Consider the following 17,347-nt stretch of genomic DNA (forward strand, 5'->3'; position numbering starts at 1 on the left):
GGACGAGGAGTGGCCATGGCGAACGGACAGAGGCGGGGCGGTGGGCCCGGCCGGAGCGAGGAGACGCGCATCGCGCCCGAGGAGGATGAGGACGCGACGCGGGACATCCCGTCGTCCTACCGCCCGGAGGAGACGCGTCTGGCGCCCCCGGAGCCGCCCCATCCCGAGACGCGCATCGGCCCCCTCGACGCGCAGGAAGAAATCATCACCGACGTGCGCAAGGGCCAGTCCGCGGAGGCTCGCGGTGGCCGTGCCACGGGAGCGCGCCCCTCCGAGCCGCGCGCGGGTGGCCGAGGCCAGGAAGTCATTCAGACGGAGGCGCGAGGGGCGGGCCGGGGCCAGGAAGCCATCCTCACGGAGGCGCGAGGGGCGGGGCGGGGCCAGGAAGTCATTCAGACGGAAGCACGCGCGGGTGGCCGGGGCCAGGAAGCCGAGGCTCGAGGGGCAGGCCGGGGCCAGGAAGTCATTCAGACGGAAGCGCGAGGGGCGGGCCGGGGCCAGGAAGCCATCCTCACGGAGGCACGCGCGGGAAGTCGGGCGCATGCGGGTGGTGCGTCGGAGGCGCGGGGGGGCCGAGGCCAGGAGTCCATCCTCACCGAAGCGCGAGGAACCGGCAGGGGCGCGGCAAGTGGCGCGTCGGACGCACGGGGCGGTGGCCGAGGCCAGGAGGCCATCCTCACCGAAGCGCGAGGCGCCGGGCGGAGCGCCACGGGCGCGCGCGGACGGGGACCCGAGGTCTCCGCTGCGGACGACGACGAGGACACCTCTGCCACGGGCGTGCATGGCGGCAGCGACGAGGAATATCAGCTCTTCACCACGGGCGAGGGTCGGGGCGACGATGCGCTGCCGCCCTTCGCCACCGAGATTCGAGGAAGTGGATCCCCGGCGGCTCCCGCCACGGAGCTGCGCCCACCCGCGCCTCCGATGCTTAGGGCCTCGCCGTCAAAGCCTCCCCCCGCCGCGAAGGCAACGGGCTGGCTGTCGAAGGGGGGCGAAAAGCCGCCCTCACAGGGCCTCACGGCGGGCGTGGTGCGCCTCAGTCCGCTGGAACCCGCCGCTGGCAAGGTGGTCGCCGCCGCGGAGGAGGGCCCCGCGCTGCGGACGATGTTCGCCAACCACTCCGCCCTGCTCGCGGAGCAGCTGCGCGACGCCCTGGCGAAGAAGATGTATGGGCGCGGACCGCACCGCGTGCTGCGCATCGACGACCCCGAGGGCCCGAGCACCGCGGGCGGCAAGCTGGCCCGCCAGTCCATCTCCCTGGTTCCACGCAAGGGCTCCGGCCCGTCCGTCGTGTGCGGCTGGGTGGACGTGTCGAAGCGCGAGGCCCAGCTGCGCAGCTTCGAGGGCGTGGCGAAGCGCTACGAGTCCCACCACGGCGAGCCCCTGGAGCTTGCGCCCGAGGAGTACGAGCGCTTCCTCCATGACGTGGAGGACGTGCTCGTCAAGGCGGTCATGAAGGTCCGCCTCATCGTCCCCGAGGAGCAGGCCAGCGCGGGACAGGCGGCGATGGCCGTGAAGGCCCAGTCGCGAGGCGGCGTCCCCATGATTCTGGTGCTGCTCCTCATGGGGGCGGCCTTCGCGCTGGGCCTCTTCGTGGGACGCACGCCCGGCTGACGCTACGCCGGGGGCGGCGCCTCGCGCACCCAGTGCCGGTGCGCGGCGATGGCCTTGGCGAACATCTGCCCGAAGCCTCGCGTCTCGTTCCTGGCGCTGCGCACGACGCCCATCGAGTCATCCAGCCCCTTGGCCATGGGCTGCGACAAACCCGCCGCGTCCAGCAGCGTGGTGGCCGCGCCGGACAGCGCCAGCGCCTTGCAGTGGACGTAGGCCTCGCGCACGAAGTCCACCGCGAGCGGCAGCTTCTTCAGCGCCGTCACGCTCTTGTCTCCGCCGGGGACATAGACGGCGTCGAAGAGCACGGACGACGTGTTCTGGAACGTCTTCACCGGCGTCTCCTTGCTCCCGTCCGCGCTGGAGACCGGGGCGAGCGTGGGGCCCACGATTTCAACCAGGGCGCCCAGCCCCTCCAGCGTCTTGCGCACCTGGGACAGCTCCTTGCCCGCGAAGCCATCCGCGACGAGCACCGCAACCTTGCGCGTCTTGATGGAGTCGTGCGGCGTGTTCTCCATGCTGAGCGCCGGGGACACCTTCATCAGCTTGGGCGCGGGCTTGCCCGCCAGGTCCGAGGCCTTGGGTGGCTTCGGCGGGGCGACACCCACCGCGCGAGCCACCCGCTCGGCCATCTGCCGGTCGATGTTCACCAGAATCTGGTTCACCACGCGCTCGCGAATCTCCGCGCGCTCCACCTTGCTCACCTCGAACTCGAGCGCGGAGACGAGGTGCTCGCGCTCCGGCTTCGACAGGCTGTTGAAGAAGAGCGTGGCCTGGCTGAAGTGGTCCCCGAAGCTGCCGCTGCGCGCGCGAATCTTGTGCCCCTCCACGCGCTCCTGCCGGTGGACGAACGCCGACTTGGGGTCGGCCAGCATCGGGCAGCCGCCACCCAGGGAGTTGGGGTGGTAGTTGGCCCGGCTGGTGTTGAGGGTCTGCCGGCCGAAGCCATCCTGCTGGTGGTTGTTCACCGGGCAGACGGGCTTGTTGATGGGCAGCTCCGCGAAGTTGGGACCGCCCAGGCGCGTCAACTGCGTGTCCAGGTAGGAGAAGATTCGCGCCTGGAGCAGCGGGTCATTGGTGAAGTCGATGCCCGGGACGATGTTGGCCACGCAGAAGGCCACCTGCTCCGTCTCCGCGAAGAAGTTGTCCGGGTTGCGGTCCAGCACCAGCTTGCCGACCTTCTGCACGGGCACCAGTTCCTCGGGCAGGAGCTTCGTCGCGTCCAGCAGGTCAAAGCCATACTTCAGCTCGTCGCCTTCCGGAACCAGCTGGATGCCCAGTTCGTACTCGGGGAAGTTCCCCTGTTCAATCGCATCCCACAAGTCTCGGCGGTGGAAGTCCGGGTCCTTGCCGGACACCTTCTGCGCCTCGTCCCAGACGAGCGAGTGCGTGCCCAGCACGGGCTTCCAATGGAACTTCACCAGCGTGGCCTTGCCCTTGGCGTTGACCAGCCGGTAGGTGTGGACGCCAAAGCCTTCCATGTGCCGGAAGCCGCGCGGGATGGCCCGGTCCGACATGAGCCACATCACCATGTGCGCCGTCTCCGGCACCAACGAGACGAAGTCCCACAGCGAGTCGTGCGCGGAGGACGCCTGCGGAATCTCGTTGTGCGGCTCCGGCTTCACCGAGTGGACGAAGTCAGGGAACTTGATGCCGTCCTGGATGAAGAAGACGGGCATGTTGTTGCCCACCAGGTCGTAGTTGCCCTCGGGTGTGTAGAACTTGGTGGCGAAGCCGCGCACGTCGCGCACGGTGTCCGCCGAGCCGCGTGAGCCTCCCACGGTGGAGAAGCGCACGAAGACGGGCGTGCGCAGGCTGGGGTCGGTGAGGAAGCGCGCCTGGGTGTAGCGCTCCAGGGATTCGTAGACCTGGAAGTAGCCATGGGCGCCCGCGCCGCGCGCGTGGACGGCGCGCTCGGGGATTCGCTCGTGGTCGAAGCGGGTCATCTTCTCGCGGAAGTGGAAGTCCTCCAGGAGCGTGGGGCCGCGCAGGCCCGCCTTCAGCGAGTTGTCCGTGTCCGAGATGCGGATGCCCTGGTCCGTCGTCAGCACCGTGTCTTCCTGGCGTGCGCGGTATGCCTCCAGTTGCTCGTTCTTGCTGGGGGGCGGAGGGTTCGGCTTCGACGGAGTCTTGCGCGGCGGCATGAGGGCTCCCAGGGGAAGGAAACGCGCCGGGAACTGGCGCGCTCGCGGTCTACGCCCGCCGTCGTGTGCCAGGGAAAGAGAGGCTCCATCGAAGGGCGCGAGCGTTCACCACCCGCCAGGTCGGGTCCTCGGAGGTGTCAGCGGTCGACACTGCATGCGGCCCACGCGAAGACGCCCCCGCGCGTGGACCCGGGGGGACCACGACACAGGGGCGTCGGGAAGACGGCCGTCGTGCTGGGAGGCGACTACGGCGTGGGCTGCGCGACGACGGGCTGCGTGCCCGCGGCGGCGGCCTCGGCGGCGGCGGCGAGCTCGGCGGCGGCCTTCTCCGCCTCCGCCTTCGCGGCGGCCACGCGCGCGGCCTCGGCCTCGGCGCGCTTCTTCGTCTCCGCCTCCACCACCGTCTTGAGATTCGCGAAGCCCGACTCGAAGTCCTTGCCCACCATCGCGTCCATGTCCATGACCATGCACATCGCCTTGGCGATGAAGCCGTTGGTGCCCGTCATGCTCCAGACGACCTCGGTGCCGCCCTCCACGGGCTTGAAGGCGAAGGTGGTGATGCTGGTGGCGGCGAAGGGCTTGATGAACTCCAGCTTGATGCGGGCCAGTTCGTTGAGCTTGCTCTCCTCGATGGTCATCCGACCCTCGCCCACGTCGTCATTGCCCGTCCACCCATAGATGGCGCCAACGCCCGACGCCGCGCCGGAGTGCGTCCGCGTCATGTTCGGGTCCAACCGCTCCCACGGAGACCACGCGGCCCACAGGTGGAAGTCATTCACCTGCGCGAAGACGATGTCCGGGCTCGCCGGCAGCGTCGCCGTGCGCTGCACGGTGAACTCCGAGGGGCGCGTGGCGATGATGCCCGCCAGGAGGAGCAGCAGGGCGGCGAGGCCAATGAGAATCTTCTTGAGCATGGGGTGTGGAGTCCTTGTTCGGGGGCGGCCAGCAGGGCGCCTGACCGGTGGCGCGTCATAGAGGCTGCGGGCCATCCGACACAAGGCACCCCATGTCAAAGACAGGACCTCCCAGGTTTCATCGGAGGTGAAATGAAACGGGGCCCGACGCGCATGCACTGCGTCGGGCCCCGCACGATGACGCGCCTGGTGGGGGCGCGAGTGACTCAGTTGTAGGTGGCGGTGTAGGTGCCGGCCAGGGCGCCGTCGACGAAGGCGAAGTCCACGCCCTTGATGGTGCGCGTCACCGTCGTCACGGCGGAGCCCGCGCGGGTGACGGACAGCAGCGTGCGGCCCGTCGTGGTGCGGGTGGGGACCATGAGGGACAGGTTGCGCGCGGGGCTCGTCACGTTGAAGGTGAGCACCGTGCCGGTGAAGGCCAGGGAGGACACCTGGGTGGCCTCGCGGGCATCGAGCCACTCCAGCAGTTGCTTCGCGGTGATGACCGGCACGCCTTCACGCTTGGCGGATGCGATGATGGCGGCCGAGCCGGAGGAGCCGGCCGACGGCTGCGAGTCGACGTGCATGTTGGCGTTGAAGGCGCCGTAGTAGCCTTTGGTGCCCAGCGCGTTGGCCAGCAGCGTGTCGATGTGCAGCGGATAGGACTGACCGGACTCGTCCGTCATCTGCGTGGCGAGCTGGTAGACGTCCAGCGGGGTGCCGTCCAGGTCCGCGAAGCGCATGGCCAGGCCGGAGCCGGTGAACATGCCCGGGCGGTCCTGCACCCAGTATTCCGGCCAGTAGTAGTAGTTGGTGTCCATGCGGATGCCGTGCAGGCGCGACACCTTGGGCTGGGTGGACCAGTCGCTGAACGCGATGCAGTGCGTGCGATTGGTGACGGGCGCGGGGACGGCGGGGAAGGCGGACGCGAAGCTCGCCAGCTGCGGGGTGAAGAAGTTCGGGTTCAGGGTGTTGGCCGTGTAGTCCGCGCAGCCGGTGTTGATGTGCAGCGCGTACTCGAAGCCCTGCGCCACGTAGCCGTTGGCCTGGGTGGTGCTCAGTCCGCCCACGTAGTCGTAGATGGTGCCGCGGATGCACTCCCAGTCGTCCACGCTGCACCCGGACGTGCTGTCGGCGAGGTACTGGTTCCAGCGCTGGGTGGAGGCGCCGCCCGGGTGTCCATCGCCCGTCATCACCACGACGGCCTTCTTGGAGCGGGGGAAGTACCAGAGGCGCGGCAGCGGCGTGGTGCTCGTCTGGTGCAGCACGTTGGCGAGCAGGCGCTGCTGCTCGTCCGCCTGGGGAATCTGGACCTTGCCCAGGTTCACCCAGTCCAGCTGCGGGTCGAAGGACGCGTTGCCGTAGAACATGTCGCTGGCGCGCGCGCCCGGACCAATGGAGGAGCCGTCCCGGTTCTGTCCCTGCCAGGCGGGGTTGCCCTGGCGGGTGTAGATGACGGACTTCGCCAGGTCATACATGAAGGCGGTGGCGGTGCCGGTGCCCACGGTGCGCTGGCTGACGGCGGTGTACGCCGTCGCGTTGGTGGCATCCGCGTACAGCGTGGCGACGGTGCGCGTGCCAGCCACCACGGTCCGCAGGTCGGCGAGGCCGTGGTACTGCATCGTCTCCGCGGTGATGCCCGTGCCCGGCGCCTGGGTGGCGTTGACCAGGATGTAGCCATTGGCCTGCGTGCCTTGAGAGGCATTGAGGCCGAGCAGGGACTGGAGGTTCGCCGCGGGCCGCAGGGCGACGAGGCTGCCACCGGCGGTGACCCAGTTGGTGACGAGCGTCACCTGGGCCGCGCTCAGCGTCTGCTCGCCGAGCACCAGCACCTTGTAGTCATTGAGGGAGACGGAGACGCCGATGTTGCCGGCGTCGGTGGTGGCGAAGGCGGCGATGCCCTCGGCCTCCAGGATTTCGCGCAGGTAGTCGGTGAAGGGGTTGCCGGGGGCGGTAGCCACGAGCACCGGGCCCGCGCCGTGGACGCCCGGACGGGGCGGCGGCCCGTTGGACTCGAAGACGACGTCCACCCAGTAGTTGGAGTTCTGGTAGCTGCCGTTGGGGAACGTGGACGTGGAGCCATAGACGAAGACGCCGTTGCCGCCGGCCGTCGTGGCGCCGGGCAGGGCGTGCAGCGGAGGGGCGTCCACGCCGGCGGTGAGGCCGTTGTTGTCGAACGAGTAGCCACCGAGCGGCGCGAAGTACGACGCCACGTAGGTGGTGCCGGCGGTGATGGCGACAGGGGTGGAGAACGTCACCTCCTGCCAGCCCGCGGCCGTCTCGTTGGTGAAGGTGGCGGAGGCCAGGGGCGCGCCGGCGGCGCTCCACAGGTTGCCCACGTGGGTGCCGTTGTTGCCGCTGCCCTTGTAGAAGCGCACGCCCTTCACCTGTCCGTCCACGTCCGCGCGGAACTTCACGCCCACTTCGATGGCGGCGGTGTCATTGGCGGTGGCGGTGCCAGGGGTGGCCGTGGCGGCGAAGAGACGGAAGGTGTTGCCCGGGGGCTGCGTCGGGGGCTGCGCGCCGGTGGCCTGGAAGACGACGTCCACCCAGTAGTTGGAGTTGCCGAAGCTGTTGACGGGGAAGGAGCCCGCGGCGCCGTAGGTGTAGACGCCGTTGCCGCCGCTGGTGCTGCCGGGCAGCGCGAAGAGGGGCGGGGTGTCCTGGCCGCTGGCGAGGCCGCCGTTGTCGAACGCGTACGAGCCGACAGGGGCGTGGTACGAGGCGATGTAGGTGGTGTTGGCGGCGATGGCGACGGGGGTGGAGAACGTCACCTGCTGCCAGCCGGTGGCCGTCTCGGCGGTGAAGGTGGCGAAGGCCAGGCGCTGCCCGTTGGCGCTCCAGAGGCTGCCCACGTGGGTGCCGGTGTTGGCGGCGCCCTTGTAGAAGCGCACGCCCAGCACGTTGCCACTCACGTTCGTCTTGAACTTCACGCCCAGCTCCACCGGGAGGGCGTCATTGGTGACGGAGGCGACGGCGGGCGTGGCGGTGGAGGGCCACAGGGTGACGGGGGCGGCGGGGCGGAAGACGACGTCCACCCAGTAGTTGGAGCTGCCGAAGCTGCTCGTCGGGAAGGAGCCCGCGGCGCCGTAGGTGAAGACGCCGTTGCCGCCGCTGGTGCCGCTCGCGAGCGCGTGCAGGGGAGGAGAGTCCACGGCCGACGCCAGGCCTCCGCTGGTGAAGCCGTAGGCTCCGCCGGGCGCGTGGTACGAGGCGATGTACGTGGTGCCGGCGCTGATGCGCACGGGCGTGGAGAACGTCACCTGCTGCCAGCCGGAGGCCGTCTCACCGGTGAAGGTGGCGAAGGCGAGGCGCACGCCGGCGGCGCTCCAGAGACTTCCCACGTGGGTGCCGGTGTTGGCGGTGCCCTTGTAGAAGCGGATGCCGAGGATGTCTCCCTCGATGTCTGACTGGAACTTCACGCCGAGCTCCACGGCGGCGAAGTCATTGGTGACGGAGGGGACGGCGGGCGCGGAGGCGGGGGCGAACAGCGTGTACGTCGTCTGCGCGCGCGCGGCGGTGGGGAGTACGAGCAGGACGGTCGCGAGCAGCGCCAGCGCATGGATGCGTGACGTGCTCGTGACCTGGTGGGGTCGCGACTTCGACGGTGTCATTCGGACTTCTCCTTGGGGGGGCACGACGAGACAGAGGGGGCGCGGAAAACCGCGGCATCTTGCTGTCTGTCTCTGACACCGACAATCCCGTGAGTGAAGGTCTCACTCGCTGTTGCCGTCTTGCTCGATTTTTCCTCGTGCACCACGCGCGGAGGTCTCTCCCCGGGGATTCCTCCTCGCTGTCTTCAGCTGTCCATCATCTTCAGCGCGTGCCTCAGGACCCGCGACTCGCGCCGCACACTCCTTGCCGCCAGGAACCAGCGCAGGCTCACGCCGACACCCAGCAGGGCCATAAGCCCCCAGAAATGGGGTGCCCCGGACGTGAATCGATGGACCGCGAGCGTCGCCCCCGCCAGCCCCAGGAGGGTGACGATGATTCGGGGGTGCCACGCCAGTCGGGTCATCACCTGGATGTCACGCTCGGACACGCGCTCCAGCTCGGACTCGACGTGGTACACCGGGCGCCACACCGCGGCCGAGGGCTCCCACACCGGGCTTTGTCTCTGAATCAAGAGGCGAGGACCGCGCCACTGTCCCGAATACCACTGAGGGCCCCTGTGCTCGCCCGGAGACGGTGGCAGCCTGAAGGAGCCAACCCAGGCAGTCAGGCGCTCGTCGATTTTCTCTGGGCTGGCCTTGAGCTGGACTGACTGCGCGACGCGCATGGAGAACGGTCCGTTCATTCGCCCGAGAGTTTACAGCGTCTCCCCTGGGACCGCCCTCCGGAGGGTGCGTTCCCACGAGACGCCGCTTCGTTCCGTGAGGACGCGGCTTCGCGCGTTCCTCGTGCGCTGTCGCCACAGAGGCTCGACTTCCCTCTGAAACAGTGGCCATGGCGTCCGCCTTGCAGTCGTCCGACAGTGGACGGCCACGCGGAGCGCTCTCGTGTCGCCTCCCGCACCGTGTCGAATCGCGAGCGACCCGCCAGGACAAACATGAGTGGCTACCATTGTCGCACCTGTGGTCGGAACACCAGCAGGCACAATCCCGTCCTCAAGTGTTCCGGGTGCAACGAGGAGATGTCGGCGTACTGCTCGAACTGTGAGAGCAGCTATACCTCCAGCAATATCGGGACGAAGTGTGGGTGCGGAGAGCCGCTCGTCGAGGATCCTGATTACAGGACGCGCATCGAGCGCGCGGCGAAACTGATGAGCTCGGGGGATGGGGATGATGGGGGGGATGGGGGGGGACCACCCCCTCCCGCGCCCCTGCATTTCGTCCCGCCGCCCCTCATGCTGCCTGTTCCCTTCGCCCCACTGAAACCGCCGGGACCTTCGGGGCCAGCGGGTCCGTCACCCTCCGCGCCGGTGAGGAGGCCCGGGCTCAGCCTCATTCCCAATATCATCCACGGGACCTGGGCCGGCGGAGGCTCTATCGCGGCGACGAAGACCCTCAAGGGAATCACGAGCTGGCTGGAGAAGACCCAGGCCACGCCAGACCATCAGGTGTGGATCTGGTGGGATGACGCGCACGTCTTCAACATGCACGTGCGCAAGATTCTCAAGAAATACCCCAAGGCGCGCGCGCAATACGATCTCAGTGCCGCGCATGACCCCCTGCACGTGCGTGGGACGGTCCGCCCTGGGCGTGACCTGCACAACCTGCGAGTCCTCTCGAAAGGGATGGCTCCGGACGAGAAGCTCGCCCTGGCCAGGGACCTCATCGACGAAGCGGCCGATGACCTGGAGCCCCTGCGTGCGCTGGAGCGCGCGCACCCCGGGCGATTCAGACTCTGCAACCTCCGCTCACACGAGTTCCTGACGGGCATGCACTTCCTCAACATGGATGCCTATGACCAGGAGCTGACCCTGCGCGGAATGTTCGCGGCCTCGGCGTCCGACATCCTCCGCTACGAGGTGCTCTACAACTACGGCGGGGTCTACATGGATGTCGACATCGACCTGCTCTCCGCGTTCGGAAGACTCGAGGTCGATCCCGCGTGCGCCCTGGTCGGAATCACCCCGGACCGCGAGGGCGCGGCGTCCGCCGCCAGGTGGCCCGGCCGCGAGCGGATCGCCACGACCCCGGCCTACGCCGGCAAGAGCCTCTATCTCAGCAACTGCATCGTGGCGGCGGCTCCCCGCAGTTTGCTCATCGATGCCATGCGACAGACCATTCGTCTGGCCTATCGAATCATTGGGGGGAGGGCCCCACGGGAGGCGTTTGCGCTCGATCCCGACCATCGGCTCGCGGGCTATTGGATGGACCACACCACGGGCTCCACGCTCGACCTGACCGGGCCCAACATGGTGCGAGACCTCCTCTGGCTGTGTGCCAATCACACTCCCTGGGAGCAGTTGCCGGACGAGTGCATCTCCCGTCTCTGCGCCTCCCTGGAGCCATCCAAGGCACCGGGACCGAAAGCGTCGGCCTCGTCGTCGGGCGCTTCCGCCAGCGCATCCTCTCCTTTTGATCGTGTGGCCGAGGTCTGGCGGGACGACGTGCGCGAACACGTCCCGTTCTGGCAATGGGTCGCGGCGAATGCGACCTTCCCCATGGCCCATGTCGAATGCGTGACGGCCGCCGCGCGCGTGAGTGATTGCGATGTGGCGAATCTCCAGGTGGTGTCCGCGAGGGTACTCAAGGCCCCGGAGCGTGAGCCCTTCCACTTCCTGCACTTCCCGGGCATCCCCAGGGGGGGCGCGCTCAAGGGCATGCTGAATGACCTTCACACGAATCACAAGATAGACACCCCGTTGCCCTTGACGCTCAAGGTAGACGAGCTGATCGTCTGGGGCTCTGTCCGCTGGAGGGTCGCCGAGGTGGGCAAGCAGAAGGGCCTTGTCGAGGGCAGGAAGCCCGTCACGCTGATACGCCTCTGACCCTTCGGGCAGCTCCAAGGGACCCATGTGGCTCGTCATGGGTCCCGGCCTCCTCAATCCCCCGCGGCTAGTGGCCGGACTGCGCGCCGACGGTGCGGCCATTCAGCGGCTGCACGGGGTGGTTGTTCGGGTTGATGTGCGGCAGGCGCTCGAACGCGCCAATCTGCGTGTCGGACATCTGGATGGGGTGCTTCATCACGAACCACTGGAGTCCCTCGCTGCAGGGGGGCGTGGTGAGCGAACCCGCGTACTGGAAGAACGCCCGGTTGGAGGGCAGGAGCGCGGTGGCGTTGACGAGCGCACCGGCCGGCGCGCTCTCCTCCCCCTCGTGTCGGGGCAGGTGTCGGAAGGCGGTGAACAGCGCCGCGTTCACGAATCCCTCCTCGATGAGCACGCCCACGACCACCTTCGGAGTTCCCTGGGCGTCGGTGTGCACCAGGTGGACTTCCAGCGGGTAGCTCACGCCATCCTTGGTGTGCTCGCTGGGGGTGTTCATGACGTGAGGCTCACAGGGCGTCGTGCCGTGATTGGCCCCTTTGGGAAATGTCTCGCATTTTCTCAGGGGTCGCAATGAAACGAAAAAGGGTCGCGGACACACAGGGGTGTGTCCGCGACCCAGGCACTCTCAGTTACGGTGGCGTGTGTGTGATTAGTGCTGGAAGAACGCCGGGGCGAACGCGTCGGTGGGCGCGTTGTCCACGAAGGTCTTGTCGTCGAGCTTCACGGGCGTCGTGGTGTCCGAGGTCTCGTTGAGGACCAGGTCCCTCACGAAGGCGGTGAACTCCACGCCCGCGTCCGTCCCCGCATCCGTGCCCGCGTCCGTCCCCGCATCCGCGCCTGCATCGGGGTGCGGCGGAAAAGGGCGACGGTCATCGTCGTCGTCGCTGCATCCCGTGTAGGCCAGCGCGGCCCCCAGGAGCAGCACGCAGCTCATTGCTCGGAGCGTGCTCATGGGCTCACGTCCCGTCGCCGTTGGCACCCGCCTGCGGCGTGGTGAGATAGGGGAAGACGGCGTCGAACTGCGAGGCATCCTGGAGCACGGCGTCGTGGAGCGGGAGGTTGCGCGAGGGGGCCTGCGTGTCGTTCGCGAGCAGGTAACCCATGGACACGCGCAGCGCCACGTCCACCACGTCATCGCCGGGTCGGCGGCCATTGGGGAAGCCCGCCGGGTCACACCCTGGATTGGCCAGGGTGAGCTGACCATTGACGAAGCAGGCGGCGGCGCCCAGGTTGTTCTGGCCCGCCTTCGCCGTGGCGGGCAGGGCGGTGTTGAGCCGCTGCATCTCCGCGGTGGAGCCGTTCGCGTTGACGCTGGTCACACCCGTGAGGAAGGCGGCCACCAGGTCCGCGCGAGGGAAGACGGTGGGGGCCTTCACGCCCTGGTCGCCGAAGAGCTTCTCCAGGATGGCGGGCAACGTGGGGTGGGTGACGTAGTCGGCGAACTGGGCGTCGTCCTTCGGCTCGCTGGCGTTGAAGCGGTCCTTGTCCTTGATGCCGATGACGACCTCGTTGACCAGCGGCATGCCCAGGCGGCTCACCTGCGTCCATGCTCCACCCTCACGCGAGGGCGCGGTGTACGTGGCGGTAGGGTTGATGGCGCGGGCCTGACGGACGCTGGCCGCCGTCCATCCGCCGATGACGTCCTGGGTGCCCGCCTTGAGGCAGGAGATGGGGACCTCGAGCGCCAGCGTGGTGATGTTCTTCTTCGCCAGCGGGTTGGGGACGGCGTTGCGCGCGCCCGGGTTGGTGATGACCGAGGCTGGAGCGTTCACCAGGTCGAACACGGGCCCCAGGTTCACCGCGAAGGGCTCGCGGCGCTGGCCCACGAACAGCTTCGCGGTGCCGGTGCAGCCGGGGATGTTGACGTTGTGGATGTGCTGGCGGGCGTAGGTCTCGTACGTGGCGGCGTTGCCTAGCGACTTGGTGCCCACGTAGTCCGCCGGCTTCGGGAAGAGGGTGGCGTGGCCCGCGGTGTTCGTCACGTCCTGTCCGGCCGCCGCGCGGCGAGGGCCTCGGGCGACCTTGACGGTGTAGTTCTCCTGGACGTTCTGCGCGCTCCGGTCCGCGGTGGTGATGGCGCCCAGGTTGGTGAAGGGCACCGACACGCTCTTCATGCTGCCGTTGTTGCCCACATCCAGGGTGATGCCATTGGGGCCGTTCAGGTTGTTGGTGAACCGGAACTGGAAGGTGATGTCCTCGATGGCATCCCCGTTGTTGTCGACGAGGATTTCGTAGAGGGCATCCGGGTCCAACGAGAAGTAGTTGGGGCCGCCGTACGCGTCCTGCAGGGGCAGGTAGTTGGCGATGAGCGTGACGAAGTCCTCACGACCCGGCTCATAGCTGCGGAACATGTAGAAATCGGTGGCGTCGACCTTGGGTATCCGGGTGATGAAGGGGGCTTCACGATGACTGGAGGCGTGGGCGGTCGGTACGAGCAGTGCCGCCGCGAGCGCCAGTGCGCTCGCGAGTTGTCGTCTTTGCATGCGTGTCTCCACAACGTTGGGGGCAAATCCCACCGACGGGCCAGGGGCTGCGCCGGACATCCGGTGGTGAATGCAATACGGGGATGCGACGTGATTGGATGGGTCAGAGCGGAAGGACGCTCAGGTCCAGCGCTCGCTCCGCGAGCCACACGCAGGCGATGAGGCCGATGGCCGCCGAGCCCCCGACGAGTATCGCGCGGCGATACATGGACGCGCCGCGCAGCAGGAAGGCGACGGGGAGGAAGACGGCGACGCAGGCGAGCTGCCCCAGCTCCACGCCCACGTTGAAGCCCAGGAGCGTCGTGGCGAGTCCCCCGGCGGGCAGGCCCAGGTCGGCGAGCACCGACGCGAAGCCGAAGCCATGCAGCAGGCCCAGCGCGAAGGCCACGGCCCAGCGGGTGCCTCGAACCCGAGGAAAGACATTGTTGGCCGCCGCGAAGATGACGCTCACCGCGATGGCGGACTCGACGAGTCGGGAGGGCAGGGACACGAGCCCGAGCGCGGCGACGCTCAACGTGAGTGAGTGGGCCACGGTGAACGCCGACACCACCTTCACGACGTCGCGCAGCGCGGGGCCGAACCTGTCCACGGGCTCCCATCCGCCCGTCGGTGAGCGCCTCAGGACGGAGGGCAGCAGCAGCGCCAGCAGGAACAGCAGGTGGTCCAGGCCCGCCCAGATGTGCTCGACCCCGGAGTGGACCATGTCGCCGAAGTGGCTCCAGGCGGACAGCCTCGCGAGGGGAATCTCCACCGCGTGGCGTGACGCGGACAGGATGCGCGTGCCCTGTCCCTGCTCACCTGTGACCTGGACGACGCCCCGGTGCTGCGGGTCGCGGTCGAACAGGAGGGTGTAGTCGAGCGTCAGCATCGAGGGTTCGACGGGGCAGGCCGCGCGGAAGTCGAGCACCGCGTAGGCCCCGTCCGAGTGACGCGCGACTCGAAGGTCTCCCTCAGTGGTGGTGGGGCAGGGCGTGCCGGCCGTGCCCAGCGACAGCCGTGACAGGACATGACGGACGATGTCCTCCTGGCGGGTGCGCACCTCGCCCCAGGCGAGCGCGCCGTCTCCGTTGGAGTCGAGGCCCAGCACCGTGTCCAGGTCCCTGAGCGCCACGTCCCACCGGCCGTTGAAGCCGTGCGCGGCGCGTTCGAGGTGCAGGTAGCTGTCGCTGGGCTTGTGGGCCAGGGCGATGGAGGGCAGCAGGACGAGCAGGGCGAGGATGCGGTTCATGGCGCGGTCTTCTTGGGCCGTGCGGCCAGGGCAAGGAGGCTCGGCGCTTCGCGGGAGCTGTTCATGGCGCGGCTTTCTTCAGCCGCTCGGCCAGCGCGAGCAGTCCCGGGTCCTCGAAGGAGGAGGCATCGAGGAAGGTGAGGGCGGGGCGCGCCGCCTCGGGTGCTCCGGCGGCCAGCGCGGACTCGAGGAGGACGCGCACGTCCCAGGGCTCTCGCTGCGCCTCCCAGTTGGCCTGGGCGAGCGACAGCGCCTTGCGCGCGTCCTTCTCCACGTGCAGTGCGAAGCGGGCTTCCTCGCGTGCGTGCAGCGTGTCACCGCGCAGCCGGCTGGCCGCGTACCGCTCCGCCAGCTCCTGGGCGAGCGCGGGGGCTTGCGCGGAACCCAGGGCCGTCTCCGCCAGCACGCGGCGCAGGAGGTGGCCGTCGTCCGTCGCGTGGTCCTTCATCAGCCGCGACGCATCACCCGGCCGGTTCAGGTCCAGCAGCAGGTCCGCGAGCGCCGCGCGGGTGTAGGCGTCATCCGGGTCGGCCGCGAGCGCCTGTGTGTAGAGAAGCTCCGCCCGTGCCGAATCCCCCGCGCGGGCAGCGGCCTCGCCCAGGGTGGACAGCGCCCAGGCCTGCTCCTCGGGACTGCCCATACCCCCGCGCCGAGACATCGCCTCCGAGAGCCGCGCATAGGCTCGCCGCGAATGTCCGGCGACGCTGTCCACCTGCGCGCGACACACGGCGGCGGTGAGAGCACCCGCGAGCGTGTCCAGCGGCGCGCAGCTCTTCTCCGCCTCCGCATGGTGACCCCGGACACCCAGCACCACGGCGCGCGTCAGCCACGCCTGGGCGTCCCGAGGGTCCTCCCGGACGGCGGCTTCCAAATCTCGCAGGGCCGCGTCGAACTCGTGGCGGCTCTGTCGCAGGGTGGCGCGCAGCAGGCGGACCTCATGGGGAGGCTCGGCCTCGTCCCACCAGGGCGCGAGCGCGGCCTGGGCCCGCCCAAGGTGTCGTGGGTCGCCCCGGGCTCGCCCCTCCTTCAACTCCAACCGGGCCAGGCGGACGGCGAGCTCCAACTGTCGGGGTTGGCGGTCCAGCTCCTGTCGCAACGCGGCACGCTCGCGGGCGCGGGCGTCGGTCGCTCGGGCGGGCACCTGCTCCAGGACCTCCGTGTCGTTGTCGGGCGTGAAGGGCGCGGACGCGGCGCCTGTGCCACGATTGCAACCACAGGCCAGTGCGAGCACGACGCCGAGGACGCCGCGAAGGGAGCGTGTGACGGGGGGCATTGCCCATCCGTACGGCCCCGTGAGGCGCGTGGATTTCGCGTCGAATATCGGCGCGGTGTCGGGGCGGCCCGGAGGATGAGGGGTGAGCCCCCCATCGCCACGACAGGGGCTCGCGCCTCCGCTCGCGGAGTGATGACCCGACCCCTCGCTCCTGTGTCATAAGGGCGGGGTCTTCTGCCTGCCGGAGTCGTGTCCTTGAAACTCTCATCCCTCCTCGCGAAAGACGGCCTCCAGCGACTGCCCGCCCGGGTGCGGCGGCGGTTGGCGTTGGAGGCGCGGCGACTTGTGTCGGTGGGCGTCGCGCACGTGCCGCCGCTGCGCAGTGGACTGGAGCTGCTGAGCTTCGAGCTGTCGCTGCTCCTGGCGCAGGGGAGCAAGGACATGTACGGGGCCAGCTATTACGGCGCCGGACGCAACCCCTTGGACCGCGAGGGCAACAGCGGCTACGAGCACTACCGCCGCGACTCCAGCCACGCCAACAAGGCGGCCTATCTTTTGTGGAATCACTTCGACGTGCGCACCTCGCTGGACGTGGGCTGCGCGCTGGGTTTCACGGTGCAGGCGCTGCGCGAGCTGGGGTGGGACACCAAGGGCAGTGACTTCAGCGACTTCGCCATCCACCACGCTCCGTGGGACGTGAAGCCGCACCTGTCACTCGGAGACCTGTCCCAGCGCCTGCCTTTCGACGACGGACAGTTCGAGCTCGTGTCCGCCTTCGAGACGCTGGAGCACCTGCCTCCCTCCATGGTGCCGCACGCGATTTCGGAGCTGCACCGCGTGACGCGGGGCTTCCTGGTGGTGACGGCGCCGTCCTTCGGCCCCTGTGGCACGGGACCGGATGGCTGGTTCGACGGGAAGGTGCGGCCGGAGCGGCTGGAGCACTACCGGTCGCTCGGGCCCGACTACCTGGGCCCGGTGCCGGAAGAGGACCTGGCGCGCGACGAGTGGGGCCGACCGCTGGAAGGGCACGTCACGATTGCGTCGTTCGCATGGTGGCGTCGCCAGTTCGAGTCCGCCGGCTTCGTTCTCGCCCCGGCGCTGGAGCAGCGGATGTACGCGGACATCCAGGCCTTGGGCCTCCAGGGCCTCTGGAACCTGTATGTCCTGCACCGGCCCGGAGTGGCGTTGCCCGCCACGGACCTGCGCACGCCGGAGGAGCAGGCGCGGCTCGCCCGGCGGTGGGACCTGCCGCTGGGCGCGGGCTGAGGGCCCGCGCTACTCGAACAGGGACAGCTCGGCGAGTCTACCCATGGGGGCGGGCTTGTCCCGGCCCCCGGGC

Annotated in this window: 12 protein-coding genes; 3 read left to right on the forward strand and 9 right to left on the reverse strand. The window is 69.0% G+C overall.

Annotated features, from left to right (window positions below):
• Positions 1-15: 15 nt before the first annotated feature.
• The gene (locus HUA78_RS46705; RefSeq protein WP_254623936.1) at positions 16-1,614 is read left to right on the forward strand and encodes a hypothetical protein; all 1,599 of its coding nucleotides are present in this window, start codon (positions 16-18) and stop codon (positions 1,612-1,614) included.
• A 2-nt stretch (positions 1,615-1,616) separates the two neighbouring features.
• Here HUA78_RS46705 and HUA78_RS28000 read toward each other — a convergent pair whose 3' ends face one another.
• The 4 genes from HUA78_RS28000 to HUA78_RS28015 all read right to left on the reverse strand — a co-directional run bounded on the left by HUA78_RS28000 (position 1,617) and on the right by HUA78_RS28015 (position 8,774).
• The gene (locus HUA78_RS28000; protein WP_174477537.1) at positions 1,617-3,755 is read right to left on the reverse strand and encodes a catalase; all 2,139 of its coding nucleotides are present in this window, start codon (positions 3,753-3,755) and stop codon (positions 1,617-1,619) included.
• A gap of 245 nt (positions 3,756-4,000) precedes the next feature.
• Entirely contained in the window at positions 4,001-4,669 is a 669-nt protein-coding gene (locus HUA78_RS28005) for an SRPBCC family protein (protein WP_174477538.1), read from the reverse strand.
• Between the two features lie 206 nt (positions 4,670-4,875).
• On the reverse strand, positions 4,876-8,262 hold the full coding sequence (locus tag HUA78_RS28010) for a DUF4082 domain-containing protein (protein WP_174477539.1): 3,387 nt from the start codon (positions 8,260-8,262) through the stop codon (positions 4,876-4,878).
• 185 nt (positions 8,263-8,447) lie between these two features.
• The gene (locus HUA78_RS28015; RefSeq protein ID WP_174464029.1) at positions 8,448-8,774 is read right to left on the reverse strand and encodes a hypothetical protein; all 327 of its coding nucleotides are present in this window, start codon (positions 8,772-8,774) and stop codon (positions 8,448-8,450) included.
• A gap of 795 nt (positions 8,775-9,569) precedes the next feature.
• On the opposite strand from HUA78_RS28015, the gene HUA78_RS28020 reads away from it, so the two are divergent.
• Positions 9,570-11,084 (forward strand): TcdA/TcdB catalytic glycosyltransferase domain-containing protein, encoded by a 1,515-nt coding sequence (locus HUA78_RS28020; RefSeq protein ID WP_174464030.1) that lies wholly within the window; start codon positions 9,570-9,572, stop codon positions 11,082-11,084.
• A 67-nt stretch (positions 11,085-11,151) separates the two neighbouring features.
• On the opposite strand, the gene HUA78_RS28025 is transcribed toward HUA78_RS28020, so the two are convergent.
• The 5 genes from HUA78_RS28025 to HUA78_RS28045 form a co-directional block, all read right to left on the reverse strand.
• Positions 11,152-11,580 carry a carbonic anhydrase family protein gene (locus HUA78_RS28025; RefSeq protein ID WP_254623937.1) on the reverse strand — a complete coding sequence of 143 codons (429 nt, stop codon included), beginning with the start codon at positions 11,578-11,580 and terminating at the stop codon, positions 11,152-11,154.
• 153 nt (positions 11,581-11,733) lie between these two features.
• Positions 11,734-12,036 (reverse strand): hypothetical protein, encoded by a 303-nt coding sequence (locus HUA78_RS28030; RefSeq protein WP_174477505.1) that lies wholly within the window; start codon positions 12,034-12,036, stop codon positions 11,734-11,736.
• Positions 12,037-12,040: 4 nt separating this feature from the next.
• On the reverse strand, positions 12,041-13,567 hold the full coding sequence (locus HUA78_RS28035; protein WP_174477540.1) for a DUF4331 domain-containing protein: 1,527 nt from the start codon (positions 13,565-13,567) through the stop codon (positions 12,041-12,043).
• 103 nt (positions 13,568-13,670) lie between these two features.
• Entirely contained in the window at positions 13,671-14,795 is a 1,125-nt protein-coding gene (locus HUA78_RS28040) for a HupE/UreJ family protein (RefSeq protein ID WP_174477541.1), read from the reverse strand.
• Between the two features lie 61 nt (positions 14,796-14,856).
• Positions 14,857-16,068, reverse strand: a complete 1,212-nt coding sequence (locus HUA78_RS28045) for a tetratricopeptide repeat protein (protein ID WP_174477542.1) — start codon at positions 16,066-16,068, stop codon at positions 14,857-14,859.
• A gap of 195 nt (positions 16,069-16,263) precedes the next feature.
• Here HUA78_RS28045 and HUA78_RS28050 point away from each other — a divergent pair, with 195 nt between their 5' ends.
• Positions 16,264-17,274 (forward strand): class I SAM-dependent methyltransferase, encoded by a 1,011-nt coding sequence (locus tag HUA78_RS28050; protein WP_174477543.1) that lies wholly within the window; start codon positions 16,264-16,266, stop codon positions 17,272-17,274.
• The last annotated feature ends 73 nt before the right edge of the window (positions 17,275-17,347 follow it).

It is taken from the genome of Myxococcus sp. CA033 (assembly GCF_013336625.1).
Lineage (GTDB): Bacteria > Myxococcota > Myxococcia > Myxococcales > Myxococcaceae > Myxococcus > Myxococcus llanfairpwllgwyngyllgogerychwyrndrobwllllantysiliogogogochensis.